We start from the raw sequence: 26,925 nt of genomic DNA on the forward strand, positions 1-26,925 counted from the left end.
GGGAAACCCTGCCCATTATTCACGGTCCGCGCTCCGCTGCACGTCAAATCTGACCTCACCAACGCCCAAAGGACATCCCGATGGCCAAGACAACTTTCCGCCCGCTGCATGATCGCGTCGTCGTCAAGCGCATCGACGCCGATGAAAAGACCAAAGGCGGCATCATCATCCCCGATACCGCCAAGGAAAAGCCCTCACAGGGCAAGGTCGTCGCCGTCGGTCCGGGCGGCCGCGACGAAGCCGGCAAGCTGATCCCGATCGACCTCAAGGTCGGCGACACCGTACTGTTCGGCAAGTGGTCCGGCACCGAGGTGAAACTCGACGGTGAAGACCTGCTCATCATGAAAGAGTCCGACATCATGGGCGTGCTGAACTAAGCACGCCTTTTCCGTCTTCGTAATTATCGGCCTCATCCTTCGAGACGCGGCAGAGCCGCTCCTCAGGATGAGGATCACCCCAAGGAGCAAACCTCATGGCTGCCAAAGACGTAAAATTCTCCGGAGACGCGCGCGACCGCATGCTGCGCGGCGTCGACACCCTCGCCAACGCCGTCAAGGTGACGCTCGGTCCGAAGGGCCGCAACGTCGTCATCGACAAGAGCTTCGGCGCACCCCGCATCACCAAGGACGGCGTCACTGTCGCCAAGGAAATCGAACTGGAAGACAAGTTCGAGAACATGGGCGCGCAGATGCTGCGCGAAGTCGCCTCCAAGACCAACGACACCGCAGGCGACGGCACCACCACCGCGACCGTGCTGGCGCAGGCGATCGTGCGCGAAGGCGCCAAGTCGGTGGCCGCCGGCATGAACCCGATGGATCTCAAGCGCGGCATCGACATCGCCGTGACCGCAGTGGTCAAGGACATCGAGAAGCGCGCCAAGCCGGTCGCCTCCTCGGCCGAAGTCGCCCAGGTCGGCACCATCTCGGCCAACGGCGATTCCACCATCGGCTCGATGATCGCCAAGGCGATGCAGAAGGTCGGCAACGAAGGCGTTATCACGGTTGAAGAAGCCAAGTCGCTCGATACCGAAGTCGATATCGTCGAGGGCATGAAGTTCGACCGCGGCTATCTCTCGCCGTACTTCGTGACCAATCCCGAGAAGATGACGGCGGAGCTCGAAGACGCCTACATCCTGCTGCACGAGAAGAAGCTGTCCGGCCTGCAGGCCATGCTGCCCGTGCTCGAAGCCGTGGTGCAGACCGGCAAGCCGCTGCTGATCATCGCGGAAGACATCGAAGGCGAAGCGCTCGCGACCCTCGTGGTCAACCGGCTTCGTGGCGGCCTGAAAGTGGCCGCAGTGAAGGCACCGGGCTTCGGCGACCGCCGCAAGGCCATGCTGGAAGACATCGCAATCCTGACCGGCGGTCAGTTGATCTCCGATGACCTCGGCATGAAGCTGGAAAGCGTCACCCTGAAGATGCTCGGCCGCGCCAAGAAGGTGGTGATCGACAAGGAAAACACCACCATCGTCAACGGCGCCGGCAAGAAGCCCGACATCGAGGCGCGCGTGAACCAGATCAAGGCGCAGATCGAGGAAACCACCTCGGACTACGACCGCGAGAAGCTGCAGGAGCGTCTGGCCAAGCTCGCAGGCGGCGTCGCGGTGATCCGCGTCGGCGGTGCAACCGAAATCGAAGTGAAGGAGAAGAAGGACCGTGTCGAGGACGCGCTCAACGCGACCCGCGCCGCGGTTCAGGAAGGCATCGTTCCCGGCGGCGGCACCGCTCTGCTGCGCGCCAAGAAGGCTGTCGGCCGCATCCAGAACGATAACGCCGACGTTCAAGCCGGCATCAACATCGTGCTGAAGGCGCTGGAAGCCCCGATCCGCCAGATCGCCGAGAACGCCGGTGTCGAAGGCTCCATCGTTGTCGGCAAGATTCTCGACAACAAGACCGAGACCTTCGGCTTCGACGCGCAGAACGAGGAATATGTCGACCTCGTCGCCAAGGGCATCATCGATCCCGCCAAGGTGGTTCGCACCGCCCTGCAGGACGCGGCCTCTGTCGCCGGTCTTCTGGTCACCACTGAGGCAATGGTCGCCGACGTGCCGAAGGACGCAGCCCCCGCGATGCCGGGCGGCGGCGGAATGGGTGGCATGGGCGGTATGGGTGGCATGGGCTTCTAACCGACCCTCGTGACAAAAGACAAAAAGGCCGCCTGCGGGCGGCCTTTTTTATTTGCATGGTCTTTGTTTGACGGCCTACCAGCCGATCGCCTTCGGAAGCCAGGTCGCCAGCGGAGGAAAGAAGAATACCAGCACCAGCGCCAACAACTGCATCAACACGAACGGAACGATGCCGCGATAGATATCTCCGGTGCTGATTTCCGGCGGCGCGACGCCGCGAAGGAAAAATAATGACCAGCCGAACGGAGGCGTGAGAAACGAGGTCTGCAGGTTGATGCAGATCAGGGTCGAGAGCCACACCAGATCGACATTGGCATTGATGAAAAGCGGCAGAAACAGCGGAACCGCAATGTAGGAAATCTCGATCCATTCGATGAAGAAACCGAGCACGAAAATCAGCGCCATCAGGAACCAGATGCTGGCGTTGATGCCGCCGGGCAGCAGCGTAAAGGCATCCTGAACCAGCTTCTCGCCATGCAGGCCGCGGAATGCCAGCGAGAACACCTGAGCGCAGACGAGGATGAACATCACCATCGCGCTGATCCGCGTGGTCGCCTGACAGGTTTCACGCAGCACCTGGATGCTGAGACGCCTGCCAAGCGCGGCGACGAGAATCGACCCGAGCGCGCCCATCGCCGCCGCTTCCGACGGTGCGGCAATGCCCGCCACGATTGAACCGAGAACCGCAATGACGAGCCCGATCGGCGGCGCGACCACGCGCACGATCTTCCCGGTCAGTTGCAATCCGGAAATTTGGGCGCGCTCTTCAGGCGGTACGGCCGGAACCATGTCCGGCCGGACCATGCCGAGGACAAGAATGTAGATCACGTAAATCCCCGACAGCATCAGGCCGGGGATCATCGCGGCCGCGAAAATCGTGCCGACCGACTGGTTGGTGATGTCGGCCAACAAGATAAGGATCAAGCTCGGCGGGATGATCTGGCCCAGCGTTCCCGAGGCGCAGATCACGCCGCAGGCGAGACCCTTGTCGTAACCTCGCCGAAGCAGGCCGGGGAGCGTCAATAATCCGAGTGTCACCACGGTCGCACCGACGATGCCGGTGGTCGCGCCCATCAGCACGCCGACCAGCACGATACCGATGCCGAGCCCGCCCTTGAGCGAGCCCGCCGCAAGCCCGATGACATCCATCAACTCTTCGGCGAGCTTGGATTTCTCCAGCATCACGCCCATGAACACGAACAGGGGAATCGCCAGCAGCGTGCCGTTGGTCACGACGCCGAAGATGCGGTGCGGCAACAGGTTGAACAGCGAGGCACCGAAGCCGAGGTAACCGAACACGAAGCCGGTCGCCGCCAGCGTCAGGCCGACCGGAATGCCGATCAGCAACAGAACAAAGAATGCGACCAGCATCAGGGTCGCGAGCACTTCGAGCGTCATCGGGAAACCTTGCCGGCGTCGGCCCAGGCGAGGCCGTTTTGAATGGCTTGCGCCAACGATTGCAGGAACAGGAGAGCAAAGCCGAGCGGCACCATCGCCTTCATCACGTAAAGCGCGCCGATGCCGCCGGGATTGGGCGAACCTTCGCCCATCGCCCAGGACTGTTTGACGAAGGCGATCGACAGATAGACCACCAGCGCCGAAAAAATCATGCAGATCACGGCCGATGCGACGTCGACCGCGAGTTTGTTGCGCGCGCTGAAGTTCGCAAACAGCACGTCGACGCGCACATGTTCACCGTGCCGCAACGCATAGGACATGCCCACCAGAGTGAGTGGCACCAGAATGTGCCACTCGAGCTCCTGGGCCCAGATTTCACCGATGGAAAACCCGTAGCGCAGGAACACGTTTGCGCCCATGACGACGGCAACCACCAGCGCCAGCCACGATATTGCGCGGCCGACAAGATCGATGAAGCCGTCGATCCGGTCGGCCAGTTGTCTCGCAGCACTCACGTCAGATGCCCAGGATCTTGTCGTAGTAGGGCTTTTCCGAATACTTCGCCCACTGCTTGTAAGTCGCCATGTAGCCCATGTAGGACTCATGGACCTTCCTGGTCATGGCATCCTTGGCCACGGCGTCGGCGAGAATCTTGTCATTAGCGGCGCGGAGAGCATCGACCACCGCGTCGGGCAACGGCTGCGCCGTAACTCCCTGATTTTTGATCAGGTCGTCCATCGCCTCGGCGTTCACCTTTTGCAGCCAGGCTTCGCCGCGGGTGTTGCAGGCCATGCAGGCATTCTCGACCACAGCTTGCAGGTCCGGCGGCAACGACGCCCAGGCCGCCTTGTTGACGATCAGTTCGCTGGTCGTCGCCATCTCGTGCCAGCCGGTGGTGTAATAATACTTTGCGACCTTATGCAGGCCGAGTTGCCGATCAAGATAAGGGCCGACGAATTCGGCGGCATCGATCACGCCGCGCTCCAGCGATGGAAAGATGTCGCCGGGCGCCAGCAGCACCGACTCCACGCCCAGTTCCTTGTAGACGCGCCCGGCGAGGCCGGGGATGCGCATTTTCAAACCTTTGAGGTCTTCGACCTTCTCGATCGGCTTGCGAAACCAGCCGGTCATCTGCACGCCGGTGTTGCCGCAGGCGAACGGCACGAGATTGAATTTGTCGTAGGTCTCGCGCCACAGTTCGAGGCCGCCGCCGTCATAAAGCCAGCCGTTGAAGCCGACGAAGTTCATTCCGAACGGAACGGCTGTAAAATACTGCGCGGCAAAGCTCTTGCCGGTCCAGAAATAGGAGTTGGCGTAGTTCATTTCGACGGTGCCAGACGACACCGCGTCGAATCCCGCATTCGCCGGGATCAATTCGCCCGCGCCGTAAAACTGAATCTTGATGCGGCCGCCGGACATGTCCTCGATGCGCTTGCAGAGATCCTTCGCGCTGCCCGGCCCCGTCGAATAGAAATAGGCATTGGGTCCGTAGAAACTCGTCATCTTCCAGTTGAAGGTCGTCTGTGCCCTGGCAATCGCAGGCATGGCCACCGCGCCAAGCGCTCCTCCGGCTGCCAGTTTGGTAAAATCACGACGTCGCATCACGCACCCCTCGTTACGATTGAGCCCACGATCTATTTGCAATTCACGGGCCAGCTTGTATGCCAGCGCTTTGTCTCCAATCGCGCGATGAGCGGGTTGCAATGCTTGGTATTTGGGCAAGTGAAAGTGCAACCCGCAGCGAAGTTCGGCAGCCGGTCATGTGGGGAACAGGGACTCGCATGGCGGGCGCGGCGCCGATTTTCGGCCCCGACCTCCCATCTCACCGCCGAAAGGCCCGTTACACTCGCCGTTTTGTGGTCCGGATGGCGCGAATTCCCGCGACAACCCGGCCCAGTTTTGAGATTGTCCGCCGGCTGCAAAACCGATTCAGGACCAGAACCCATGCGCGCATTGTTGATTGGCTGCACTCTCGCACTGGCAGGAGCGATGCCCGTTCAGGCCCAGACCGCCAAGGATGCGAAGGTTGCGCCCGGTATCAACGACGTCCGCTACTTCAATTCGCTGGGCGACATTCTGGGTGAATTGCCGGTGGACGCCTTCATCAAGGAAACCCGTCAGGGCGGCAAGGTGACCTCGGCGCTGCTCGATGTCTGCTATTCGGTCTCGGCCCATTCCGACCGCAAGGATCGTTTCATCCTCGACCTGAAAGTCGAGGGCGAGAGATTGTCCGGCAGCGGACAGAGCATCGAGAACAAGACTCCCGTCACGGTCAATCTGACCCGCAAGGGCAACAAGTCGGTGTCGTTCGACGGCAAGATCACGCTCGGCGGCAACCTCACCTCGGTCTCGTCCCCGGACAATTCCGACGTCGATGAGAAGGAATTCCAGCAGTCGCAGGTGGTCGATGACGATCTTGCCGAGGCACCGAAGGATTTCACGCAGGTCTCGCCGCAATCGCTGGCGATCCGGGTCAAGCGCGAGAATTTCGCCGGGCTCGTCAAAAGCCTGAAAGGCCAGAACGTGCAGATCGCCCTCGACAGCATCGCGACCGACTGTAACGCGCTGCGCTCGGGTTATCAGGTGCTGCGCATTTTCGTCGATCCGGCGCGCGCACCCGCGCTGATCGCAACCCTCAAGGCCGCGCCGGGCGTCACCGCCGCGGGCTGGACCTCCGGCACCTACGACATGGAGCGCGCGATCCGCTTTGCCGCAGGTGACTGGGCGCCGGACGGCAAACTGAACCGTGACAAGTTCGCCGCGACACTGGCCGGCATTGCATCGAAAGTGATGGGCGCGAAGCCATCGACCATGACCTGGAACGACACCACCGGCGAACTCACCTTCACCATCAAGCGCCTGAGCCAGCTCGCGGAGGGCCTGGACCTCACCGAAACGCTGGAAGTCACCGCCCTGGTCAGCCCCGACAAGCCCGGCGGATCGGATCGCCTCGTGGTCTGGCTCGGCATTCCCACCAGCAAGACCACGGACGAGACCGCAGCGCCCCAACTGCAGTTCTCTGACAGCGCCGGCGGCGAGGAAGAGAGCACCTTCAATGACGACGACGGGATGATCAAGGCGATTGCGGCGAACCTGAAAGGCCAGCGTTGGGACACCGACAAGGCGGCCTGGAAATAGTGCGCCGCCTGCCCACCGGCCACGACGGGTTCGACGGCGCATGACACGCACCGACGCTGTGATTATTGGCGCCGGTCTCGGCGGCCTCACCGCCGGCGCAATCCTCGCGCGCGAGGGGCGCAACGTCCTCGTGATCGAGCGCAGCAATTCCGTCGGCGGCGCGGCCTCCAGCTACAAGGCCGGCGATCTTTTTGTCGAAGGCTCGCTGCATGAAACCAGCAACCCGCACGATCCGCGCGACCCCAAGCACGATCCGCTAACCCGCGCCGGTGTACTCGATGCGGTGAAGTGGATTCCCTCAGGCACCCTCTATGAAGCGCGCGGCGGCCCGATCGGCGCGCCGCTCACCCTGCCCGACAAGTTCGTTGCGGCCCGACAAGCACTGATCGAACGGTTTCCGGATGCGCGCGACGGCATCGAGCATCTGCTCGGCGAAATGGAGCAGATCGCCTCGGCCGTCGGCGTGCTGTCGCGCGGCCCGGGCATGTTCAGATCGCCGGCGCAGGCGTTCGGCGCATTGCGCAACATGCTGCCCGCGATCCGTGACTGGAGCCTGTCGCTGGCGCAGAAGCTGGACCGTGTCTTTGGAAACAACGAGGCGGTAAAGGCCGCGCTGGCCGCGAACCTGTCCTACTACCATGACGATCCGGCGACGACCTGGTGGGTGTTCTTCGCCGCGGCGCAGGGGAGCTACCTTCTGAGCGGCGGACGCTATGTGCAGGGCGGCTCGCAACGCCTCTCCAGTGCGCTGGCCCGCGCGATCAAGGCCGCAGGCAGCGACGTCATCCTCCGGCGCACCGTGAGCGCCATTGCCATTGACGCGCAGGGCCGCGTCGCGAGCCTGACCCACACCGCCAGGGATGGCAGCAATCCGCAGACGGTGGAGACGGCGCGGATCGTCGGCAACGCCGCACCGGAGACACTGGCGTCGCTACTGCCTGCTAAGAGCGGCGCGAAACTGCTCGCAGCTTACGCGGACCGGACACCGTCGATCTCGCTCTTTGCGCTGACGCTTGGCCTGTCGAAGCCGCCGCGCGAATTCGGCATCACCGGATATTCGACCCAGTTGCTGCCCGACTGGATGACCCGTCTCGGCGATTACGCGCAAGCAACGGCGCTGATGGCGGATGAGCCCGGCTGTCGCATGCCGCCGTTGGCCATCGTCGATTACGCCGCCATCGAGTCCGGCATTCCGGTGCCGCCCTATGTGCTGTCGGTTGTCGGTCCGGATCGGTTGTCGAACTGGAGCGGATACGATCAGGATGACTATCGCGCCAAACGCGCCCGCTGGCAGGACGCCATCGTGGCCTATCTCGATGAGCATTATCCCGGACTGGCGCAATCCGTCACCGCCTCGACCTTCAACACCGCATTTTCCGTGAAGCAGTATCTCGGCGCGCCGCAAGGCTCAGTCTATGGCTTCGCGCCGACCCCGCCGCGCTCCTTGTTCAGCACGGTGAAGCGGACACCGGCGACGGTCATTCCGGGGCTTTATCTGGCGTCTGCCTATGCGGCCTTCGGCGGCTATACCGGTGCGATCCAGTCCGGTGCCGCCTGCGCGGACATGATCCTGCGTGAGCGTTAAACTCAGTTGGTGCTGAGACGAAAGCGCAGCGTCGTCGCGCCGATGAACGACACGAAATCGCCCTGACGTTTCCATGTCGCGGCAGCACCAAGTGCAGCAATCAGACCGTCATCGAGTTGCGCACGCTCCGGCGTGCAGCCGCTGTCGCTGATCGCGCCGGGCACAAAAATGACAGTGTCGTTGGCGACCGAGAACTGACCCTTGCCGGACTTGCACCACAAATCGAGCTGCGCCTCGCCATTATCGCCGATCTCCAGCGTCGGAATCCGCTTCGATCCTGGCTGCGGCCGCGCCTCGAGAGTCATTTCCGCGCCGAACGGAAACTCGCTCGCCGCATACACCGGACCGGCAATGCCGATTGCCAGGACAAGACCGGCGAGAGAGTATCGCAGAACCGTCATGAAGACCTCACGCATTTCAACGCGCGAGGTTCTAGACGTTTACGCCGTGATTTTCCAGTGCAGGCGCGGCGTAAAAAATTGCCGCATCATGCGGCTTACCCCCGCAGTTGCTGATCGAGCAGCACAAGCGTGTGATCGGCATTCCATGCGCGGGTTCAGGCCCTAAAACGCACACATTGCCTGCCAATGAAACCGGCTCCTGTTTCCAGACGGCGGTATGCTAGGATGCCCGCGGCCATGGTTGCGACAAGTTAATCTTCGGCGATTTTCAAAATCCTTCGATTCCCTCAAGGAGAATTTTCTGTGAACGGCATTGGTTCGACGCTCAAGGCGGTTTGGCGGATTGCAGCACCCTATTTCCGCTCCGAAGACAAGTGGGCCGGCCTGGCCCTCTTGACCGCAGTGGTCGTGATCGAACTCGCCACCGTCGGCATCAACGTGCTGCTCAACTCCTGGAATAACCGTTTCTACAACGCGCTTCAGGAGCACAATTGGGACAGTTTCGTCTCCGAGATCATCTATTTCACGGTGATCGTCACCATCTTCATCATCATTGCGGTTTATCAACTCTACCTGAATCAGTGGCTGCAGATCCGCTGGCGCAAGTGGATGACCGAACGCTATCTCGGCGAATGGCTCAGTCGCGCCAATCATTACCGGATGCAGCTTCAGGGCGACGCCGCCGACAACCCGGACCAGCGCATGACCGATGACGTCAAGCTGTTCGTCGACCGGACCCTGAACATCGGCATCGGCCTTTTGAATTCGGTGGTGACGCTGGCGTCGTTCGTCGTCATCCTGTGGACACTCTCAAGCGCTGCGCCGCTGCATCTGTTCGGCAAGGATATCGACATTCCCGGCTACATGGTCTGGGGCGCGCTGATCTATGCGGCGATCGGCACCTGGCTGACTCACTTGATCGGCCGTCCGCTCGTGGGACTGGATTTCCGGCAACAGAAATTTGAGGCGGATTTCCGCTTCAATCTGGTCCGCGTTCGCGAGAACTCCGAGCAGATCGCGTTGCTCGAAGGCGATGCCGCCGAACGCCAGCGCCTGCTGACGCGGTTCGGGCACGTGGTCGACAACTGGCTCGGCATCATGAGCCGTACCAAGAAGATCACAGCCTTCACGGCGAGTTACTCGCAGGCCTCGGTAATCTTTCCATATCTCATGGTTGCCCCGGCTTACTTCGCCAACAAGATGCAGCTCGGCGGCATGATGCAGACCGCCTCCGCCTTTGGCAGCGTGCAGGGCGCATTGTCGTTCTTCGTGTCGACCTACCGAACGCTGGCGGAGTGGCAGGCCGTGGTTGCCCGTCTCGACGGCTTCGAGCACGGCATCGCAGCGGCAAAAGCACTTGCTAGCGATAGCGGTTCGATCAAACCGGCGACGGCAGCAAACGCAGGCGCCATCGCGCTTGACGATCTGCTGTTGACGCTGCCGAACGGCAAGCCGCTGGTGCAGACCTCCGCGTTCGAGTTGCGCAGCGGCGAGCGGACGCTGGTCACCGGTCCCTCGGGTTCGGGAAAATCCACGTTGTTCCGGGCCATCGCCGGAATCTGGCCGTTCGGCAACGGCACCATCGCAATTCCGAAAGGCGCGTCGCTGATGATGCTGCCGCAGCGGCCTTACTTTCCGGTCGGCTCGCTGGCATCGGCGATTACCTATCCCTCGAAAGACGACACGTACAGCGAGGCCCAAGTCGGCGAGGTGCTGAAGCTGATCGGCCTGCCTGCGCTGGCGGAGCGGCTGAATGAGGAAGGGCACTGGAACAGGACGCTCTCGCTCGGCGAACAGCAGCGGCTCGGCATCGCGCGCGCGCTTCTTCACATGCCGCAATACCTGTTCCTCGATGAAGCCACCGCCTCTCTGGATGAACCATCGGAAGCCCTGCTCTATCGGCTGATCGTGGAAAAGATGCCGCAGACCACCATTGTCTCCATCGGGCACCGGACGACGCTGGAAGCCTTCCACCAGCGCGAGGTGGCGCTGGTGCGGTCCGGCGACCGGTTCACGCTTGGCGACAAGCAGGGCGCGGCGGAACCGGCTTAAGCGAGCGGCTGAACACAGCCATCACGGGATATGCGCGGGACGGTCCTTCGCGGCGGTGGCTTCAGTCCGCGTCCTGAAGATGGATTTTGCCAATGCGTGATACAGCCCTTCGCTGACCACCGCCTTGGACGCCGCGTTGGCGATCAGCGCCGACGCCATCAGCGGAATCACCATGGCATGGTCGTTGGTCATCTCCGAGGTAATGACGAAGGCAGTTATCGGCGCCTGAACCACGCCGGTCAGGTAGGACACCATGCCGATCAGGACCAGTGCGCCGATCGGCGTGTGGGGAAAGAACAGGCTGAGATCCGAGGCCAGCCCTGCGCCGATGGCCAGCGACGGCGCAAAAATGCCGCCGGGAATTCCGCTGATTGCAGACAGCAGGGTCGCCAGATATTTCCAGGGGCCGTAGCTGTAATCGATGGTGTCGGTGGAATGGATGATGGCGCGGGCCTGCTCATAGCCGGTGCCGTAGACATGCTCGCTGCTGAAAATCCCGCACAGTGCCACGCCAAGGCCGCAAGCCACCGCAAAGGCAACCGGATGACGCCTGATCGTGGTGCCGACCGGCCCTGAAAAGCCGTTGGCGAACATGATCAGGATGCGGCTGAATACGCCGCCGGCCACACCGCAGATGACAGCGCAGACCGGGACCACGATCCATGCGCGGCCCAGCGGCAGCACCGCGCCGGTCGAGCCGAAATAATTGTAATCGCCGACAATGGCCAGCGACGTCAGACCCGCCGCGATAACCGCGCCGATAATCAGGCCGCTGGTACGCATCTCGAACGAACGGCTCATCTCCTCGATGCCGAAGACGATGCCCGCCAGCGGCGTATTGAACGCCGCCGCGACGCCGGCGGCGGATCCCGCCAGCAGGAACCCGGGCTGCCGGAACGGCGCCCACTGCCCGATCGCAAACATGATCGACCCGCCGACCTGAACGGTGGGCCCTTCGCGGCCGGTCGAAGCTCCGCACAGCAGGCCCAGCGTCATCACCACGATCTTGCCGAACGCCACCCGCAGGGACACCAGCGGCGCGCGCGCCTCCTGATCGGGGAGCTTGAGGGCGGCGATGACCTGCGGAATGCCGCTGCCCTGCGAGTTCGGGAACACCCTGATCGCCAGGATGGTGGCGAGGCCGAAGCCAACAGGCGTGACCAGCAGCGCCATGTAGGGCGAATAGCTCAACACCTTGCCGAACAGGGCCTGAGCGTGATCGGCGAGATACGCCATGGCGATGGCGGCAAGGCCGACAAGAACACCGCCGACTAGGAATAGCAGGCGCCGCGACCAGCGCTTGAATGCGATTCTCGAGCGGACGCCCAGATGGGCCGCATAGCGATTGATCTTCATGACAAAGGTCTTGCAAGCCACGAGCCGGAGAGTGGCGGCAGCAGCTTCTTTCGGGGAATGGAACCTCGGAAACTGTTTATCCGGAAAAGGCCCGTCTTGAAACAGGCGGCCCCGGATATGGCCTTTTGATCACCAGATACCGCGCTACAAACAAAAAGGGCGGCAGATTTCTCTGCCGCCCTTCAATGTCTCAGATCGAGACGCTTACTTCAGAGAACCGAGGGTCACGTCGGCCGAGAGCTTGGCAATGAACTGATCGCCGCACCACTTGGAGCCGAAGCCACCGGGGTTCGCCAGCGTTACGCTGCCGTTCTGAACCGCGCCGAAGTCGGAGGTGATGGCGTTACAGTTGCCCTGACCCAGGTCGGTGCCCGAGTAGCGCAGATCAAGTGTGAAGACCTTGTAGGTGAAGCCGACACCGACGTTCCAGGTGTTGTAATCCGGGAGCGGGGTAAAGGCATAAAACGCATCGGTGGTGCCCAGCCACTGATGGCCGTACTCACCCGAGATGTATGCGCCGATGCCGGAGTTGCCGAACAAGCTGCTCGGAGCGGTGAATTTGGCGTTGACCGACGCATATGTCGAGTCGAAGCCGAAGTTCAGGAAGTTCGGCGAGTACCAGACGCTGCCGCCGAGAGCGAACATGTCGTTGAAGGTGTAGGTCGCCTTGCCGTACGCTTCGTAGTAGCTGACGTCGCCCTTCATCACGTTGCCGTTGACCAGCGCGCTTGATCCGAGCGGGCAGAGGTTGCCGCCGCCCTGAATCGTGTCAATGCACTGCCCGCTTGGATAGATGTAGCCCCAGACACCGAAGTCGAGGGCGAGAGGCCCGAAGGTCGGGCGGATACCGCCGTACACGTCGATTTCAGCCGCAGCGCGGTTGGCGAAGGAAATGCTGTTACCGGCGACACCGGCGTAGAGCTGCAGGTCTGGCGTGATGTTGTAGCGCGGCTCGAAATAGGCCGAAACCGAAGCGCCCCGGTTGGACTGCGAAATACCGCGGAACACGTAGTTGTTGGTGATCGCCGCGCCGAAGGCCACATCCCATGGCGAAACCACGACCGGCGGCGGAGCCTTGGTGTACATCTTGGCCGGGAGGTCGGCAGCGGAGGCCGAACCAATCCCCATCGCAGCAACTGCAACCGCTGCGATCGACAAACTTACTTTCTTCATGACGATCCCCATCATCGCTAAAAATCCAGTCCGATTGCCGAAAGTCCGAATGACAAGCGTAAATCGACTGCGTGGAATTCATTTCGTGGGCCCACAGTGCTGGTCAAATTCCCGTGCGTGAAGCAAAAAACCCAAGCAATTGCCGCCTTTTTAGGCGTTTAGAGCGTTGCAAATGCGGTTGTGCCGCAGTGTTGCATTCGGACAACAAATTTCGGCCCTAATTCACACATTGGCCCTTGCCGGACGGGTTCACGGGAGCGGGAAAAGGCCCGGAAGTGCAGGTTCCACGGCCTGATTCGCAGCCGCCCGCCAGCCCTGAAAACGGGCGTCACCAAATGCAAAAGCCGCAGCGATTGCTGCGGCTCTGCAGGAGGAGCGGACCGGTCAGCCAAAACTGGCTTTCCGGATCAGGTGTTGTTTTCGTCGCCGGAGGACCAGCTTGCGGGCGAAGCCGGAGCCGGGCTGGACCAGCTCGATTCCACAGCCGGGGCAGGCTCGGGGGCCGGCGCAGGCGCGGGCTTGGGCGCACGCTTCTTGGCGGCCTTCTTGGGAGCGGCGGCTTTCTTCGGTGCAGCCTTCTTGGCGGATTTCTTCGCGGCTTTTTTGGAAGCCTTCTTTGCAGCCTTCTTGGCCGACTTCTTGGCCGACTTCTTCACGGCCTTCTTCGCTGACTTCTTGGCAGACTTCTTCGCGGCTTTCTTGGACGTTTTCTTCGACGCCTTCTTGGCAGCTTTCTTCGCTACAAGCTTCTTCGCCTTCTTGGCCTTCGATTTCTTTTTCTTCGCCTTAGCCATTGTGGTCCTCCTGTTACCGCCAGTCCCAGGAGAACCGGCGCTCAAGCACTCCCAATGCGGGGGCCCTTCATTGATCCCGTCAACACATCCGGCCGAGGTCCACCTGTCGCCCAGTCGAGCAGTTCAATCGTATGCACCACAGGGACTGACGTTCCATCGGCACCTTCCACCGAGCCTATCTGCACCATGCAACCGATGTTGCCGGCGGAGATAAGGTCCGGCTTCGTCGATGCGATGTTGGCGATCTTCCGTTCGCGCAGCCGCCTCGCGATGTCGGGCTGGAGGATGTTGTACGTTCCCGCCGAACCGCAACACAGATGACTCTCAGGCACATCTTTCACCACGAATCCGCACTTGGAAAGCAATTCTTTCGGAAGCTGCGTGATTTTCTGTCCGTGCTGCAACGAACATGCGGAATGATAAGCAACGACGAGATCGCTTCTTTCCTTCGGCCATGCGACGTCGATGCCGGCGACGTACTCGGTCACATCCTTCGCAAGGGCTGAAATACGCGCGGCTTTTGCTGCAAAGGCTTTGTCCTCGCGCAGCATGTAACCATAGTCCTTGATGGTCGTTCCGCATCCGGACGTGGTCACGATGATGGCGTCGAGGCCGCCCCGCTCGACCTCCCTTGTCCACACCTCGATGTTGGCCTTCGCCCGCGCCAAGGCGTCGCTATCGCGGCCCATGTGATGGGTCAACGAGCCGCAGCACTGTTCATCAGCCACCAGCACCACCTCGATGCCGTTGCGGGTCAAGAACCGGACAGCGGCCTGATTGATGCCGGGAGACAGGACCTGCTGGGCGCAGCCCTGCAGCAAAGCGACGCGGCCACGCTTCTGCCCCTCGGCCGGGAAGATCGTTCCACCGACAGGCCCCGGCGCAGGCAACTTGCCAGGGGCGAGCGCCAGCATGGCGCGGAGCCGGTCCAGGAATGTCGGCGTGACCCCGTGCTTGGCTGAGGACGGAATCAAGGCTGCGAACGGCCGGGCGAGACGCGCCCCCATCATGCTGAGACGAAACAGTCCCGGACGCGGCAGCACCCACGCCAGCACACCGCGCAGAAACCGCTCGGACAGCGGCCTTGCATACTCCTCCTCGACCTTCACCCGCGCCTGATCGACGAGGTGCATGTAGTTCACCCCGGACGGACAGGTGGTCATGCAGGCGAGGCACGACAGGCAGCGGTCGATATGCTTGACCACCTCCTGGGTCGGGGCGCGATCGTTCTCCAGCATGTCCTTGATGAGGTAGATGCGGCCGCGGGGGCTATCGAGTTCGTCGCCGAGCAGGACATAGGTCGGACAGGTCGCGGTGCAGAACCCGCAATGAACGCAGGCGCGCAGGATCTTGTCGGCTTCGCGGATATCCGGATCGGCAAGCTGGGCGAGGGAAAATTCGGTCTTCATGGGATCACCGGTTCTGGATCAAGAGCGCACCATCCGGCCGCGATTGAGAATCTGTTTGGGGTCGAAACTCGACTTCACGCGCCGGCCGAGCGCCGCGACGCCGGCCTCCTGCGGGTGGAAGACGTCAATGGCCGCACGGACCTGATCGCTGCCGCGCAGCAGCGTGGCGTGGCCGCCGATGGATGTCAGCCGCTGCCGCAGCACTGCCGCATGGGCGTCAGCCGCCGGCGGCAGCGCCGCCCAGATCAGGCCGCCGCTCCAGTCGTAGATCACGTCGCCGCCGGTCTCGCGCGCCAGCGCCTGGCCGAACGCGCCACCCGAGGCCGGCGGACAGACAATGCGCCAGACCGGCCATGCGCCGAGCGCGCCGGACGCCGCGAACGGCGTAACGTCGCGGATCGACGCCCAGAGCGCGGCGGACGCCTCATCGGCGATCATTTCAGCGGTTCCGAACGAGGCAAGCGCCTTGCTCACCGAGCCTGCCCGATGCGGCACCGACGCCCCGATGCCCTCGAGCCGGATCAGCGTCACCGCCTGCTGCGAACCTCCAAGGCCCGACAGCCCGTCGCCGGTATCGCGGAAAATCGACGACGGAATATGCGCCACGCCCGACACATCGTATGGCGACCCGATCGCCATGGTCATCGCCCGGTTCGCGGTGATGTCGTCGAGGCCGCGCAGCACCAGCGTCCGCTCGGTTTCCGCCTTGGGCAAAACCTTGAGGGTCACCTCGGTCATTACCGAGAGCGTGCCCCATGAGCCAGCCAGCAGCTTGCAAAGGTCGTAGCCGGTGACGTTCTTCACCACCTTGCCGCCGGTCTTGAACGAATCCCCGAAGCCCGACACCGCATTCGCACCGAGCAGATGATCGCGCGCGCCGCCGGCCTTGATCCGGCGCGGCCCGGCGAGACCTGCGGCGATCATGCCGCCGACCGTGCCCGCTCCGCGCGGCTTGCCGAGCAGCACCGAGGTGTCCATCGGATCGAAAGCGAATTGCTGGTTCTTGGAATCCATCAGAGACAGCAGGTCGGCCATCGGAGCGCCGGCCTGCACGGTGACGATCAGTTCGTGCGGCTCGTAGGACGTGATGGCATTGAGCGCCGACAGGTCGAGCACCGCATTGGTCGCCATCGGCAGGCCGATGGCGCGCTTGCTGCCATGGCCGATGATTTCCAGCGGCTGTTCCGCCGCGACCGCACCACGCACCGCGTCTTCAACATCCTTCGCGTCGCGTACTTTCAACGTATCCACGAAAACTCCTTTTCACCTCTCCCCGCTTGCGGGGAGAGGTCGGAGCCTGAGCGCAGCGAAGGCTCCGGGTGAGGGGCAAGATTTCGGGATCGGAACAATAGCCCCTCACCCGCTCGTTCACGGTCGGCGACGTGCCGACCGGCACGAGCGACCTCTCCCCGAGAAAAACGGGGAGAGGTGAAGAGCACCGCTATTGCCGTCATGCTCACGCTCAAAACCGCGGAATATCGGGAAATGCCAGCTTGCCGTGATGGACGTGAACACGCCCGAGTTCGGCGCAGCGATGCAGGGTCGGAAACACCTTGCCGGGATTGAGCAGGCCCTGCGTGTCGAACGCGCATTTCAGCCGCTGCTGTTGCGCAAGGTCGATGTCGCTGAACATTTCCGGCATCAGGTCGCGTTTCTCGACGCCGACGCCGTGTTCGCCGGTCAGGACACCGCCGAGCTTCACGCACAGCCGCAGGATGTCTGCTCCGAAGGCTTCCGCCTTGTCCATCTCATCGGGGATGTTGGCATCGTACAGGATGAGAGGATGAAGATTGCCGTCACCGGCATGGAACACGTTGGCGCAGCGCAGGCCATACTTCTTCGACAGGTCTCGGATGCCCGCCAGCGCGTCGGGCAGCTTGCCGCGCGGAATGGTGCCGTCCATGCACAGATAATCCGGCGAGATGCGGCCGACCGCCGGGAACGCGGCCTTCCGACCGGCCCAGAACAGCAGCCGCTCCTGCTCCGAATTGGAAATCTGGCACGAGGTCGAGCCGCAGCCGAGCGCGATCTTCTCCACCCGGTCGATCAGTTCATCCACCTCTGCCTTGGGACCATCGAGTTCGATGATCAGCAGCGCCTCGACGTCGAGCGGATACCCGGCGTGGACGAAGGCTTCCGCAGCATGAATCGCGTCGCGGTCCATCATTTCCATGCCGCCGGGAATGATGCCGGCGCCGATGATGTCGGCGACACAACGCCCGGCGGCTTCAACTTCAGAAAAGCCGACCATCAGCGCCCGCGCCGTTTCCGGCTTCTTCAGGATGCGCACGGTGACTTCGGTGACGACACCAAGCAGGCCCTCGGAGCCGGTGATGACACCCATGATGTCGTAGCCGTCGGTCTCGGGCGCCTTGCCGCCGATGCGCAGGATCTCGCCGGTGATCAGCACGATCTCGCAGCCGAGCACGTTGTTGGTGGTCATGCCGTATTTCAGGCTGTGCACGCCGCCGGAGTTCTCACCGATATTGCCGCCGATCGAGCACGCGATCTGCGATGACGGATCGGGCGCATAATAGAAATCTTCATGCGCAACCGCCTGGCTGATGGCGAGGTTGGTCACGCCGGGCTCGACCACGGCGACGCGGTTGTCGAAATCAATCTCGCGAATCCGCTTGAACTTGCCGAGGCCGAGCAGCACGCCGTCAGCGAGCGGCAGCGAGCCGCCCGACAGCGACGTGCCCGATCCGCGCGGCACCACCTTGATGCCGTTGTCGTGGCAGTATTTCAGGACCTGCGACACCTGTTCGGTGGTGTCGGGCAGAACCACGACCATCGGCGGCTGGCGATAGGCGGTCAGCGCATCGGATTCGTAAGGCTGCATTTCCCGCGTGGTGGAAATCACGCCCTCGCCGGGAACGATCTTGCGCAAGGCGGCGACGATCTCGTCGCGGCGGGCAAGCACGGCCTGATCGGCTTCAGGCATCATGATGGACATGAAGTGTCTCCAGAACCTGGCGCGTGCAACCGCGCCTTATTGTTCCGACGTATCAAGCACACCGGGCAGGTTTTGAATAGTTCCAAAGACGGAGGGGCGGATGAAGCTATCCGGCCAGCGCGCCCAGTTCCCGCCGCGCAGGCATCACCGGCATCACGGCCTGAACCACAAGGCCGCGCGCGCGGGCATCGAGCACGCCGACGGCGCGCAGGGCGAACAGCGTGATCGCCTGCACCGCATCGCGCAGTTTCACCGGATCGTCGATATTGGCAGACGCCAGCGGGCCGACCAGGGACTCATGCAGCGCGCCGATCAGCGCCGTCGCGGCCAGTGAAATATCCTGCGCCGGCAGATGCCCTGCCCGCACCGCTGCTTCAATCCGCGCTTCGAGTTCGGCGGCGATCTCGCGGCGGCTGGCGACCCGGGATTCGGTGACATCGACATCGACCGGCTCGGCAAGAATGCCCCAGGCGAGCTTGCGGTTCGACACCACATGAACCGCGATGGTGGTCACGGCTGCGGCCAGCGCCGAAGACGGACCCGGCGCCGCATCGGCAGCCCGGCGGATCGCGGTCAGTTCGGCCCGCGACACATCGGCGATCAGTTCGGAAATCAGCTCGGCTTTCGAGGGGAAATAACGATAGACCGTGCCCGCCGCGACATTGGCGCGGGTGGCCACCGGCGCGATCTGAACCGCCGCCATTCCGCCTTCCGCAGCCGCATCGCGGGCTGCCGCAAGGATCGCATTGCGGCGAGCCGCAAGGCGTTTCACGACCTGATGAGTTCGCCTGTAAACCATTGACGGCGTTTATCTCCCTAAAAGAAGTGAACACCAGTTCAAAAGCGCTGACAAGCGATTCGATGAGCCCGGATTCAAATTCGCAGTGCAGCAAAAATATTCTTACCTGGGCGCAGCGGGTGGCCCACTCAGCCGCTAAATCCGAGGGCGCGGGCGAGGGCCGCCACCGCCATGCCGGTGATGACCGCGACGAACTCGTTGCGCCGGATAATGGTGATCGCAACCGCCGCTCCGATGGCGAACAGAACCACCGCCCCGCCGTTCACTGCCACCGGCAGCGAGGCGGCGACAATGATCGAGCCCGGCAGTGCGTCGAGCATCCGCCGCACGCGCGGCGTGATGGTCACGTAGCCCATCAGCCAGTAGCCGCCGAGGCGCGCGGCCACCGTCACCGCGGTCATCACCGCAAACGCGATCATCACATCGGAGCGCATGAACTCGCTCATGCCGCGCCTCCGGACTTCACGTTGTCAGGTGGCGGATCGTCATCCATCAGCCCGGCGCTGATCGCACCCGACACCGCGCCGGCGATGATGAACCACCAGCCCGGCACCAGCCAGTGAACGGCGAGCGCAACGATCCCTGACACCGCCCATGGTATAGCGCGGCGCGGCCCCTTCCATGCCGGAACCAGCATCGCTGCGTAAAACGCCGGCACCACGAGATCGACGCCGTATTTCTTGGGATCGCTCAATTGGCCTGCGAGCAGATATCCCGGCACGGACGAGAGAAACCAGAGCACGTAAAGCACGATGCCTCCGCCAACGAAGAACCATGCGTCCGCGCCGCCATGATTGCGGTAGCGGGTGGCGGCGAGCCAGCCGCCGTCGGTGACCAGAAGCATCGACGGATAGGACTGCCACCATGGCAGCGTGCCGAACCATGGACGCAGGCTGGCGCTCATCAGCGAGAAGCGGATGTTCACCGTCGCGGTCAGCAGCGCCAGCGTTGCGATCGACGAGAGGGTCAGCGTGCTCGGCCAAGAGGACACCGCGACAAACTGCGAAAGGCCGCCGTACACGAAGGCCATCATTACCTGCACTTCGGTCAGCGTGAAGTTCTTCTGCGCGCAGAGCGCACCGAAGGCCATGCCGAATGCAAGCGTGCCCGGCAGCATCGGCGTAATGGCGTAGATCCCCGGCATGACGGCGTTGCGCGACCAGTAGGCCGGCGCGTGGAAATGGTCTGGGTGTGTCGGAGTGGTCATCGGTTCATCCGCAAGAGCACCCATGCGTGCTGCGAATGCGGTGGAGGGTCAAGCCGCGCGGCTGCGGGGCTGACCGGCATTCCGGGCAGAGCCTAAAGCAAGCTCGATGTCGTCCCCGCGAAGGCGGGGATCCATAACCACCGCACATCGAAACGAGAGCAAGGTGATTGCTCTGGCATCTCACTGGAATCTGGAATCCGGGGAGTATGGGTCCCCGCCTTCGCAGGGACGACACCAAGAGAGACATGCGCGATAACCAACGTTCTCGATCGTCATCACCGGGCTTGATCCGGTGATCCACGTTTTTCTTTCATGGAAGCAAGACGTGGATGGCCGGGTCAAGCCCGGCCATGCCGATTGAGAGATCATACGTGCTGCAGCAACTGCTGCTCGCCAAACAAAAAGGCCGGTCCGAAGACCGGCCTTTTCAATTCGGTATGGACCGAGCTTACGCCTGCGGCTGCGGCTCCAGCCCGGTGTCCGGACGCGGGCGCGGCTTGCCGGCGGGTGGAACTGCCGAGGTGCGCGGACCGGTCGGCTCCAGCACCGATTCACGATTCGGCTTCTTGCCGTTCAGCAGATCGGTGATCTCGTCGCCCGACAGCGTTTCAAACTCGAGCAGGCCCTTGGCCAGGGTTTCGAGATCCTCGCGCTTCTCGGTCAGAATGCGAGTGGCCTCGTTGTAGCCCTCCTCGACCAAGCGCTTCACTTCCGAGTCAATCTTCTGCGCGGTGGCTTCCGACACGTTCTGCTGGCGGTTGACCTGCATGCCGAGGAACACTTCATCGTTGTTCTCGCCATAGGCCACGGTGCCGAGTTCGTTCGACAGGCCCCAGCGGGTCACCATCATGCGAGCCAGACGCGTGGCCTGCTCGATGTCGGACGACGCACCGGAGGTGACCTTGTTGCGGCCGAAGATCAGTTCTTCCGCGACCCGGCCACCCATCATGATAGCGAGGCGCGATGTCATCTGCTCCAGCGACATCGACATCTTGTCGCGCTCCGGCAACTGCATGACCATGCCGAGCGCACGGCCGCGCGGAATGATCGTCGCCTTGTGGATCGGATCGGTCGCAGGCACGTTGAGGCCGACGATGGCGTGGCCGCCCTCGTGATAGGCCGTCAGCATCTTCTCTTCCTCGGACATCACCAGCGACTTGCGCTCGGCGCCCATCATCACCTTGTCCTTGGCCTCCTCAAACTCGGCCTGGGTCACCATCCGCTTGTTGCGGCGGGCCGCGGTCAGCGCAGCCTCGTTGACAAGGTTCATCAGGTCCGCGCCGGAGAAACCGGGCGTGCCGCGGGCGATGGTCTTGAGGTTGATATCCGGCGCCAGCGGCACCTTGCGGACATGGACCTTGAGGATCTGCTCGCGGCCGACAACGTCGGGATTCGGCACCACGACCTGACGGTCGAAACGGCCTGGACGCAGCAACGCGGGATCGAGAACGTCGGGACGGTTGGTCGCCGCGATCAGGATCACGCCTTCATTGGCTTCGAAGCCGTCCATCTCGACCAGCAACTGGTTGAGGGTCTGCTCGCGTTCGTCATTGCCGCCGCCGAGACCGGCGCCGCGATGACGGCCGACCGCGTCGATTTCGTCGATGAAGATGATGCACGGCGCGTTCTTCTTGGCCTGCTCGAACATGTCGCGCACGCGGCTTGCGCCGACGCCGACAAACATTTCGACGAAGTCAGAACCCGAAATGGTGAAGAACGGCACATTGGCTTCGCCGGCGACCGCACGCGCGATCAGGGTTTTACCGGTGCCCGGAGGTCCGACCAGCAGCACGCCGCGCGGAATGCGTCCGCCGAGCCGCTGGAACTTGCCCGGGTCGCGCAAAAACTCCACGATCTCCTGCAAATCCTGCTTGGCTTCATCGACGCCTGCAACGTCCTCAAACGTCACGCGGCCATGGGCCTCCGTGAGCATCTTGGCGCGCGACTTGCCGAAACCCATCGCCTTGCCGGCGCCGCCCTGCATCTGGCGCGACAGGAACACCCACACGCCGATCAGCGCGATAAAGGGCAGCCACGAGACGAGCAGCGACACGAACCATGGCACGTTGTCGCCCGGCGGCTTGGCGGTGATCGACACCTTGCCGTCATACAGGCGCTTGATCAGCGTCGGATCGTTCGGCGCATAGGTGTGGAAGGTCGAACCGTTGGTGAAGGTGCCGTTGATGTCCGGCCCCTGGATGACCACGTCGCGGACGCGGCTCTGGTCGACCTCGGTCAGAAGCTGCGAGAATGAGATGTCCTGGGAGGCGGCGCGCTGTCCGGGATTCTGGAACAGCGTGAACAATGCCAACAGCAGCAAGACGATAATGACCCACAGGGCGAAATTGCGCAGGTTGGCGTTCATAGGGCTTCCTTCGTGGCCGCACCGATCGCGGCCTGATGTTCTCTAAGCAGGTCTTTGGGTCTGCAACACTTTATCGGGTGCCGGTTGCACACCAATCTAGGTGCGGGTCCCCCCGATGCCAAGGGAACCTCACGGGACTATTTAACGCATCTTAATGTCATTCCGGGTGAAATAAGGGCGGTTTGGCAGGGCTATTTCAATAACGGTTAAGGCAACCCAGCTACCCGGCCTCTCCGTGGGGGAGCCGGAATGATGTGAATCCGGCCTTTGGCGATGCTGATGACCGCCCCGGCCAGCGTCTGCTTCAGGCGGTGGCTCCCGCTCCCCGATTTTTGGGCCGGACCAATGCGATTGATCGCCTCTGACAGCGCCTCGACCTTGCCGAGTTCCGCCGGGCCTTCGTGCCCGACGCGATTGATCGCGCGCATCAGCAGCCGCACTCGGATTTCGACGGGCAGAGCCGCGAAAGCCACAAGCTCGAACCCGGCATTCGGGCCATCGCCGTCGCGGCTCGCCAGATAGCGTTCCGCGCCGTCCGTCATGACATCGAGGGCTTCATTGGCGCGGGCGAGACGCGCCGCAAGGCGGGCCAGACCGCGCGCATCCGCGCCCTCCGCCGCCAGCGCGGGCATCAACGCGCGAAGCCGGGGCCGCGTGAAGCGCGGATCGTGATTGGTCGGATCGTCGGCGAAGGCGATGCCCGCCTTTTCGAGCGTCGCCACCAGACGCGCCTTCGGCACATCCAGAAATGGCCGGGCCAGCACCACGTCGCCGCGGTCCGTTTGCCGCGCCATTGCGGCGAGGCCCGCAATGCCGCTGCCGCGTGACAGCCGCATGATGACGGTCTCCGCCTGATCGTCCTGCGTGTGGGCGGTGAGAATGTGCGACGCGCCGCAGCTTTTCGCAGCGCGTACGAGCAAACGATAGCGGGCGTCACGCGCCGCCGACGGCAAGCCGGTTTTCGGTTTGTCGCCGCGCCACTTCATGGTGCGGTGTTCGATATCCAGTGCGGCGGCGAGGTGTTTGACATCGCGCGCCTCGCGCGCTGCCTCCTTGCGCAGGCCATGATCGACCGTCACCGCCACCAGACGCGGGCCTTGTTTCAACGTCTTCCGCCAGCGGGCGGCAAGCCACATCAGGGCAACGGAATCCGGCCCGCCGGAGACAGCAAGCACGATTGCAGGCGAGGCCTTCCAGCCGGAAAACAGGCGTTTCGCGTCCTGAACTGAAACAGGCGACGTCTCGACGGAGGGCATGGTGTTCAGAAGCCTGGTTTTCATCCCGACGGGAAAAGAACTGCAGGTATCAGGATAGACGTTCTACGCCGTCATTGCGAGGAGCGCTGCGACGAAACAATCCAGCTTTATCCAAGAATGGATTGCTTCGCTTCGCTCGCAATGACGGATTGATACTAGCAGCCGGCGCGCTTCTGTTCGCGCGCCACGCCCTGCTTCACGCCGTTCGATGCACGCGGATATTTCCGAGTGACTTCGCCGAAGGCCGCACAGGCGGCTTCCTTCTCCTTGAGCGCCGCCAGCGATTGTCCGAGACGCAGCAGCGAGTCCGGGGCCTTCCCCGCGGTCTCGTATTTCGTCGTCACGCCGAGAAAGACTTCGGCGGCGTCGCGGTACTTCTGCCGCTGATACAGGCTCTCGCCAAGCCAGTACTGCGAATCCGGCAGCAGCGCATCGGTCGGATATTTCTGCGCGAAGTTGCGCATGGTTTCTTCAGCCAGCGCGTAATCCTTGCGCTGGATATAGCCGATGCCGAGATCGAACTCGTCGCGCGGCGAGGCCGACGGCGGCAAGGTGGTGAGCGAGGCCGTGGTGTTCGGCGCCTGCTGAACCGGACGCTGCGCCGGCGCATTGGTGCCATACGGATCGCGCGCGCCGCCGACATTCGACAGGTTGAGCGGCTCGCCGGCATCGCGCCCGCCCGGTGCGCCGACCGGTCCTTCCGTTACCGGCATCTGCCCGCCGCCAAGCGCACGCGGCACGCCCGGCGCATTCGGATTGCGGCTCGGATCGAAGGCATCGCCACGGCGGCCGCTGCTGGCGACAGGCGCCGTAATCACGGGCGGCGCTTCGCCAACGGCCGGAGGCTGCTGATAGCCGGGATTTTGCTGGTAGCCGGAGTTTTGCTGATAACCCGCATTCGGGTTTGGCTGAACCTGCGGCGCGGCCACATTCGGATTGGCGGGACGCGGCGCTGCGGCCTGACCAGCCTGGGGCTGGCCGGCTTGGGGCTGGCCGCCCTGAAGCGCCCGCAACTGCTCTTCAAGCTGGCGGTTGCGATACTGCAATTCCTCGTTCTGGCCGGTCAGAGTGCGGAGCTGGTTTTCCAGCCGCTCGATGCGCAGTTCAGGATCCATGTCCTGCTGCGCAGATGCGCCCGTGGGCAGCCAAAGGGGCGCGGACACGAGGACCGCACAGGCGAACATTTGAAATCTGGATGACATTTTGACCCGGCGAATAAAGCGGTTTCGCGAATGACATTGTCGGTTTCAGTACGCCGAAAATGTGGCTGGTTCCCACTTTCCGGCGTTCGCGTTCCGTCTCGGCGGCATCCTACACGAACTCCGAAGGCACTGGCGACAGGCCCGGCAAAAACAAAACGGCGCCCGTAGGCGCCGCTTTTAAAAGGTCTCGCGGATCCGTTACGAACTGGCGTTCAGCACGGTGACCGCACGGCGGTTCTGCGACCAGCACGAGATGTCGTTACACACCGCGACAGGGCGCTCCTTGCCGTAGGAGATGGTGCGCATGCGGCTCGGGTCGATGCCGCGCGAGGCGAGGAAGCTGCGGACCGACTGGGCGCGCTTGGCGCCGAGCGCGATGTTGTATTCGCGGGTGCCGCGCTCGTCGGCGTGACCTTCGATGGTGAAGCTGTAGCGGTTGTACTGCTGCAGCCACTGCGCCTGCTTGTCGAGGGTCGCGATCGCCTGCGGCGACAGTTCGGTCTGATCGCTCTCGAAGAACACGCGATCGCCGACATTCACGACGAAATCCTGCTGGCTGCCGGGCACCGCCGCGCTCGCCATGGCATCGCCGCCGACCCCGTTCTTGTTGGCGCAGGCGCCCATAGACAGCGCTACGGCCAAGACCGCGGCCAGCTTCAATCCCTGGAGGATACGCATCTGATGTTTCATTCCGGAGCCTCCACGCTCTGGTTACTATTGGACTGATCCGGTCTACAGCGGGTTGGTTAAGCGAACATTTCGTCAACCTTGACGAGGCGTTGCCGGACACACTCAAATGCCACACATCCGGCAAAACCGTTGCCGATGGTTAATGCGATATGAATATGGCGCGATGGTGAATGCGCCAAGCAAAAAGGGCCCCTGCTTGCGGCAGGAGCCCTTTATTCTTGCGGAAATTCGCAATTTTGCGATGAAACCGGCTCAGGACCGGGGTGCAATGGTCGCCTGCGCGAACGGAAACTGCGGCAGGGTCAGAACAGGGCCCGCCTCCTCCACCGGCCGCTGGCCGCGCTCGAACAGCTTGCGCCGCTCGAAGAAGCTCGAGCGGAAGTAAGGATAGCGCTCATAGATACGCTCCCTCACCGACAGATAATCGGCGGCCATCAGGCCCACGGGCTTCACCAGCCCCGGAAACAGGCGCGGCTCGCACAGCGGCTTCTGCAGGAAGACCCGGCGGTAAAACGCCTGATGCTCGGCGCGCACCGTGGCGAGGCCGATATCGGCATTGAAGAAAGCGCAGGCGACATAACCGAGCCGCACAGTCAGATAGGGCAGTTCCGGATAACGCTGATCGCGGGACGGATCGGCCACGAAGCGCGTCGGATCGACAATGGTTTTTCCGGCCGCCAGCTCCGGCTTGAGAATATCCGGGAACACATTCACCGATGGTGAGGCCTGATGTTCCGGCGTTGCGACACTGATGCGGATCGAACTGGCGAGTTCGCCGTCGAGATAAACACCGAAAATCCAGGAATACGGCGACTCATCGAATTCGTCGGTCACCCGGCCTTCGCTGTTGGGCTTGATCGCGCCTTCGCGAAGGTAGGCGTCATAGCGCAGCCGGTTGATGCGGTCCCTGTCAGCTTCGGATTCCACCAGCCTGTAGTCGACGGCATCAAGAGGGTAGCTGCTGCGTTCCGTCGCCTGGCTCGCCGTCTGCACTGCAGGGATCATGTTCTTGCCTCGCG

The 26,925-nt window shown here is 62.8% G+C and carries 23 protein-coding genes; 5 read left to right on the forward strand and 18 right to left on the reverse strand.

Features of this window, described 5'->3' with window-relative positions; translation table 11 throughout:
• Positions 1–80 precede the first annotated feature (80 nt).
• Positions 81–377 carry a co-chaperone GroES gene (gene groES / locus HMPREF9696_RS12760; protein ID WP_002713434.1) on the forward strand — a complete coding sequence of 99 codons (297 nt, stop codon included), beginning with the start codon at positions 81–83 and terminating at the stop codon, positions 375–377.
• Between the two features lie 95 nt (positions 378–472).
• Positions 473–2,125, forward strand: coding sequence for a chaperonin GroEL (gene groL, locus HMPREF9696_RS12765; protein ID WP_002713435.1), 1,653 nt, complete (start codon positions 473–475; stop codon positions 2,123–2,125).
• Positions 2,126–2,200: 75 nt separating this feature from the next.
• Here the strand turns inward: groL and HMPREF9696_RS12770 are convergent, their stop codons facing one another.
• Genes HMPREF9696_RS12770 through HMPREF9696_RS12780 form a run of 3 tightly spaced genes read right to left on the reverse strand, consistent with a single transcriptional unit; the run spans position 2,201 to position 5,125 of the window.
• Positions 2,201–3,523 (reverse strand): TRAP transporter large permease, encoded by a 1,323-nt coding sequence (locus tag HMPREF9696_RS12770; RefSeq protein WP_002713436.1) that lies wholly within the window; start codon positions 3,521–3,523, stop codon positions 2,201–2,203.
• Positions 3,520–4,038 carry a TRAP transporter small permease subunit gene (locus HMPREF9696_RS12775; RefSeq protein WP_002713437.1) on the reverse strand — a complete coding sequence of 173 codons (519 nt, stop codon included), beginning with the start codon at positions 4,036–4,038 and terminating at the stop codon, positions 3,520–3,522. Before HMPREF9696_RS12775 ends, HMPREF9696_RS12770 begins: the two co-directional genes overlap by 4 nt.
• 1 nt (position 4,039) lies before the next feature.
• Positions 4,040–5,125 (reverse strand): TRAP transporter substrate-binding protein, encoded by a 1,086-nt coding sequence (locus tag HMPREF9696_RS12780; protein ID WP_002713438.1) that lies wholly within the window; start codon positions 5,123–5,125, stop codon positions 4,040–4,042.
• A 342-nt stretch (positions 5,126–5,467) separates the two neighbouring features.
• Between HMPREF9696_RS12780 and HMPREF9696_RS12785 the strand changes: the two genes are divergently transcribed.
• Both HMPREF9696_RS12785 and HMPREF9696_RS12790 read left to right on the forward strand, forming a co-directional pair.
• Positions 5,468–6,661, forward strand: coding sequence for a hypothetical protein (locus HMPREF9696_RS12785; protein WP_002713439.1), 1,194 nt, complete (start codon positions 5,468–5,470; stop codon positions 6,659–6,661).
• 40 nt (positions 6,662–6,701) lie between these two features.
• The gene (locus HMPREF9696_RS12790; RefSeq protein WP_002713440.1) at positions 6,702–8,246 is read left to right on the forward strand and encodes a phytoene desaturase family protein; all 1,545 of its coding nucleotides are present in this window, start codon (positions 6,702–6,704) and stop codon (positions 8,244–8,246) included.
• A gap of 2 nt (positions 8,247–8,248) precedes the next feature.
• Here HMPREF9696_RS12790 and HMPREF9696_RS12795 read toward each other — a convergent pair whose 3' ends face one another.
• Positions 8,249–8,647 carry an META domain-containing protein gene (locus HMPREF9696_RS12795; protein ID WP_002713441.1) on the reverse strand — a complete coding sequence of 133 codons (399 nt, stop codon included), beginning with the start codon at positions 8,645–8,647 and terminating at the stop codon, positions 8,249–8,251.
• Positions 8,648–8,950: 303 nt separating this feature from the next.
• Here HMPREF9696_RS12795 and HMPREF9696_RS12800 point away from each other — a divergent pair, with 303 nt between their 5' ends.
• Positions 8,951–10,699, forward strand: a complete 1,749-nt coding sequence (locus HMPREF9696_RS12800; protein WP_002713442.1) for an ABC transporter ATP-binding protein/permease — start codon at positions 8,951–8,953, stop codon at positions 10,697–10,699.
• A 21-nt stretch (positions 10,700–10,720) separates the two neighbouring features.
• Here HMPREF9696_RS12800 and HMPREF9696_RS12805 read toward each other — a convergent pair whose 3' ends face one another.
• The 14 genes from HMPREF9696_RS12805 to HMPREF9696_RS12870 all read right to left on the reverse strand — a co-directional run bounded on the left by HMPREF9696_RS12805 (position 10,721) and on the right by HMPREF9696_RS12870 (position 26,911).
• The gene (locus tag HMPREF9696_RS12805) at positions 10,721–12,055 is read right to left on the reverse strand and encodes a chloride channel protein (RefSeq protein ID WP_002713443.1); all 1,335 of its coding nucleotides are present in this window, start codon (positions 12,053–12,055) and stop codon (positions 10,721–10,723) included.
• A 204-nt stretch (positions 12,056–12,259) separates the two neighbouring features.
• Positions 12,260–13,228: a TorF family putative porin gene (locus HMPREF9696_RS12810; RefSeq protein WP_040302024.1), complete on the reverse strand. Its 969-nt coding sequence runs from the start codon at positions 13,226–13,228 to the stop codon at positions 12,260–12,262.
• 407 nt (positions 13,229–13,635) lie between these two features.
• Entirely contained in the window at positions 13,636–14,022 is a 387-nt protein-coding gene (locus HMPREF9696_RS12815; RefSeq protein ID WP_002713445.1) for a hypothetical protein, read from the reverse strand.
• Positions 14,023–14,063: 41 nt separating this feature from the next.
• Positions 14,064–15,431, reverse strand: a complete 1,368-nt coding sequence (gene glcF, locus HMPREF9696_RS12820; protein ID WP_002713446.1) for a glycolate oxidase subunit GlcF — start codon at positions 15,429–15,431, stop codon at positions 14,064–14,066.
• A gap of 18 nt (positions 15,432–15,449) precedes the next feature.
• The gene (locus tag HMPREF9696_RS12825) at positions 15,450–16,682 is read right to left on the reverse strand and encodes an FAD-binding protein (protein WP_002713447.1); all 1,233 of its coding nucleotides are present in this window, start codon (positions 16,680–16,682) and stop codon (positions 15,450–15,452) included.
• A gap of 211 nt (positions 16,683–16,893) precedes the next feature.
• Positions 16,894–18,387, reverse strand: coding sequence for an FAD-linked oxidase C-terminal domain-containing protein (locus tag HMPREF9696_RS12830; protein WP_002713448.1), 1,494 nt, complete (start codon positions 18,385–18,387; stop codon positions 16,894–16,896).
• 106 nt (positions 18,388–18,493) lie between these two features.
• Entirely contained in the window at positions 18,494–19,186 is a 693-nt protein-coding gene (locus HMPREF9696_RS12835) for a TetR/AcrR family transcriptional regulator (protein ID WP_009734346.1), read from the reverse strand.
• 128 nt (positions 19,187–19,314) lie between these two features.
• Positions 19,315–19,632, reverse strand: a complete 318-nt coding sequence (locus HMPREF9696_RS12840; protein ID WP_002713450.1) for an AzlD family protein — start codon at positions 19,630–19,632, stop codon at positions 19,315–19,317.
• Positions 19,629–20,393, reverse strand: a complete 765-nt coding sequence (locus HMPREF9696_RS12845) for an AzlC family ABC transporter permease (protein WP_002713451.1) — start codon at positions 20,391–20,393, stop codon at positions 19,629–19,631. The genes HMPREF9696_RS12840 and HMPREF9696_RS12845 overlap by 4 nt, the downstream gene beginning before the upstream one ends.
• Before the next feature lie 448 nt (positions 20,394–20,841).
• The gene (gene ftsH, locus HMPREF9696_RS12850; RefSeq protein WP_002713452.1) at positions 20,842–22,758 is read right to left on the reverse strand and encodes an ATP-dependent zinc metalloprotease FtsH; all 1,917 of its coding nucleotides are present in this window, start codon (positions 22,756–22,758) and stop codon (positions 20,842–20,844) included.
• Between the two features lie 206 nt (positions 22,759–22,964).
• A complete protein-coding gene (tilS, locus tag HMPREF9696_RS12855) occupies positions 22,965–24,014 on the reverse strand; it encodes a tRNA lysidine(34) synthetase TilS (protein ID WP_002713453.1) in 1,050 nt (349 codons plus the stop codon).
• A gap of 155 nt (positions 24,015–24,169) precedes the next feature.
• Complete coding sequence (gene ybgF / locus HMPREF9696_RS12860; RefSeq protein WP_040301427.1) at positions 24,170–25,216, reverse strand: tol-pal system protein YbgF; 1,047 nt, start codon at positions 25,214–25,216, stop codon at positions 24,170–24,172.
• Between the two features lie 198 nt (positions 25,217–25,414).
• The gene (gene pal / locus HMPREF9696_RS12865; protein ID WP_002713455.1) at positions 25,415–25,906 is read right to left on the reverse strand and encodes a peptidoglycan-associated lipoprotein Pal; all 492 of its coding nucleotides are present in this window, start codon (positions 25,904–25,906) and stop codon (positions 25,415–25,417) included.
• A gap of 252 nt (positions 25,907–26,158) precedes the next feature.
• On the reverse strand, positions 26,159–26,911 hold the full coding sequence (locus tag HMPREF9696_RS12870; RefSeq protein WP_002713456.1) for an N-acyl amino acid synthase FeeM domain-containing protein: 753 nt from the start codon (positions 26,909–26,911) through the stop codon (positions 26,159–26,161).
• Between the last annotated feature and the right edge of the window lie 14 nt (positions 26,912–26,925).

The sequence above is a fragment of the Afipia clevelandensis ATCC 49720 genome (assembly GCF_000336555.1).
Lineage (GTDB): Bacteria > Pseudomonadota > Alphaproteobacteria > Rhizobiales > Xanthobacteraceae > Afipia > Afipia clevelandensis.

Excerpts from the sequence above, each read along its gene's own strand:
- ftsH (WP_002713452.1), bottom strand. The coding sequence starts at position 22,758 with ATGAACGCCAACCTGCGCAATTTCGCCCTGTGGGTCATTATCGTCTTG.
- HMPREF9696_RS12845 (WP_002713451.1), bottom strand. The coding sequence starts at position 20,393 with ATGACCACTCCGACACACCCAGACCATTTCCACGCGCCGGCCTACTGG.
- HMPREF9696_RS12805 (WP_002713443.1), bottom strand. The coding sequence starts at position 12,055 with ATGAAGATCAATCGCTATGCGGCCCATCTGGGCGTCCGCTCGAGAATC.
- HMPREF9696_RS12815 (WP_002713445.1), bottom strand. The coding sequence starts at position 14,022 with ATGGCTAAGGCGAAGAAAAAGAAATCGAAGGCCAAGAAGGCGAAGAAG.
- tilS (WP_002713453.1), bottom strand. The coding sequence starts at position 24,014 with ATGCCCTCCGTCGAGACGTCGCCTGTTTCAGTTCAGGACGCGAAACGC.
- HMPREF9696_RS12830 (WP_002713448.1), bottom strand. The coding sequence starts at position 18,387 with ATGTCCATCATGATGCCTGAAGCCGATCAGGCCGTGCTTGCCCGCCGC.
- ybgF (WP_040301427.1), bottom strand. The coding sequence starts at position 25,216 with ATGTCATCCAGATTTCAAATGTTCGCCTGTGCGGTCCTCGTGTCCGCG.
- HMPREF9696_RS12790 (WP_002713440.1), top strand. The coding sequence starts at position 6,702 with ATGACACGCACCGACGCTGTGATTATTGGCGCCGGTCTCGGCGGCCTC.
- HMPREF9696_RS12785 (WP_002713439.1), top strand. The coding sequence starts at position 5,468 with ATGCGCGCATTGTTGATTGGCTGCACTCTCGCACTGGCAGGAGCGATG.
- glcF (WP_002713446.1), bottom strand. The coding sequence starts at position 15,431 with ATGAAGACCGAATTTTCCCTCGCCCAGCTTGCCGATCCGGATATCCGC.
- HMPREF9696_RS12840 (WP_002713450.1), bottom strand. The coding sequence starts at position 19,632 with ATGAGCGAGTTCATGCGCTCCGATGTGATGATCGCGTTTGCGGTGATG.
- pal (WP_002713455.1), bottom strand. The coding sequence starts at position 25,906 with ATGAAACATCAGATGCGTATCCTCCAGGGATTGAAGCTGGCCGCGGTC.
- groES (WP_002713434.1), top strand. The coding sequence starts at position 81 with ATGGCCAAGACAACTTTCCGCCCGCTGCATGATCGCGTCGTCGTCAAG.
- HMPREF9696_RS12770 (WP_002713436.1), bottom strand. The coding sequence starts at position 3,523 with ATGACGCTCGAAGTGCTCGCGACCCTGATGCTGGTCGCATTCTTTGTT.
- HMPREF9696_RS12870 (WP_002713456.1), bottom strand. The coding sequence starts at position 26,911 with ATGATCCCTGCAGTGCAGACGGCGAGCCAGGCGACGGAACGCAGCAGC.
- HMPREF9696_RS12780 (WP_002713438.1), bottom strand. The coding sequence starts at position 5,125 with ATGCGACGTCGTGATTTTACCAAACTGGCAGCCGGAGGAGCGCTTGGC.
- HMPREF9696_RS12795 (WP_002713441.1), bottom strand. The coding sequence starts at position 8,647 with ATGACGGTTCTGCGATACTCTCTCGCCGGTCTTGTCCTGGCAATCGGC.
- HMPREF9696_RS12835 (WP_009734346.1), bottom strand. The coding sequence starts at position 19,186 with ATGGTTTACAGGCGAACTCATCAGGTCGTGAAACGCCTTGCGGCTCGC.
- groL (WP_002713435.1), top strand. The coding sequence starts at position 473 with ATGGCTGCCAAAGACGTAAAATTCTCCGGAGACGCGCGCGACCGCATG.
- HMPREF9696_RS12810 (WP_040302024.1), bottom strand. The coding sequence starts at position 13,228 with ATGAAGAAAGTAAGTTTGTCGATCGCAGCGGTTGCAGTTGCTGCGATG.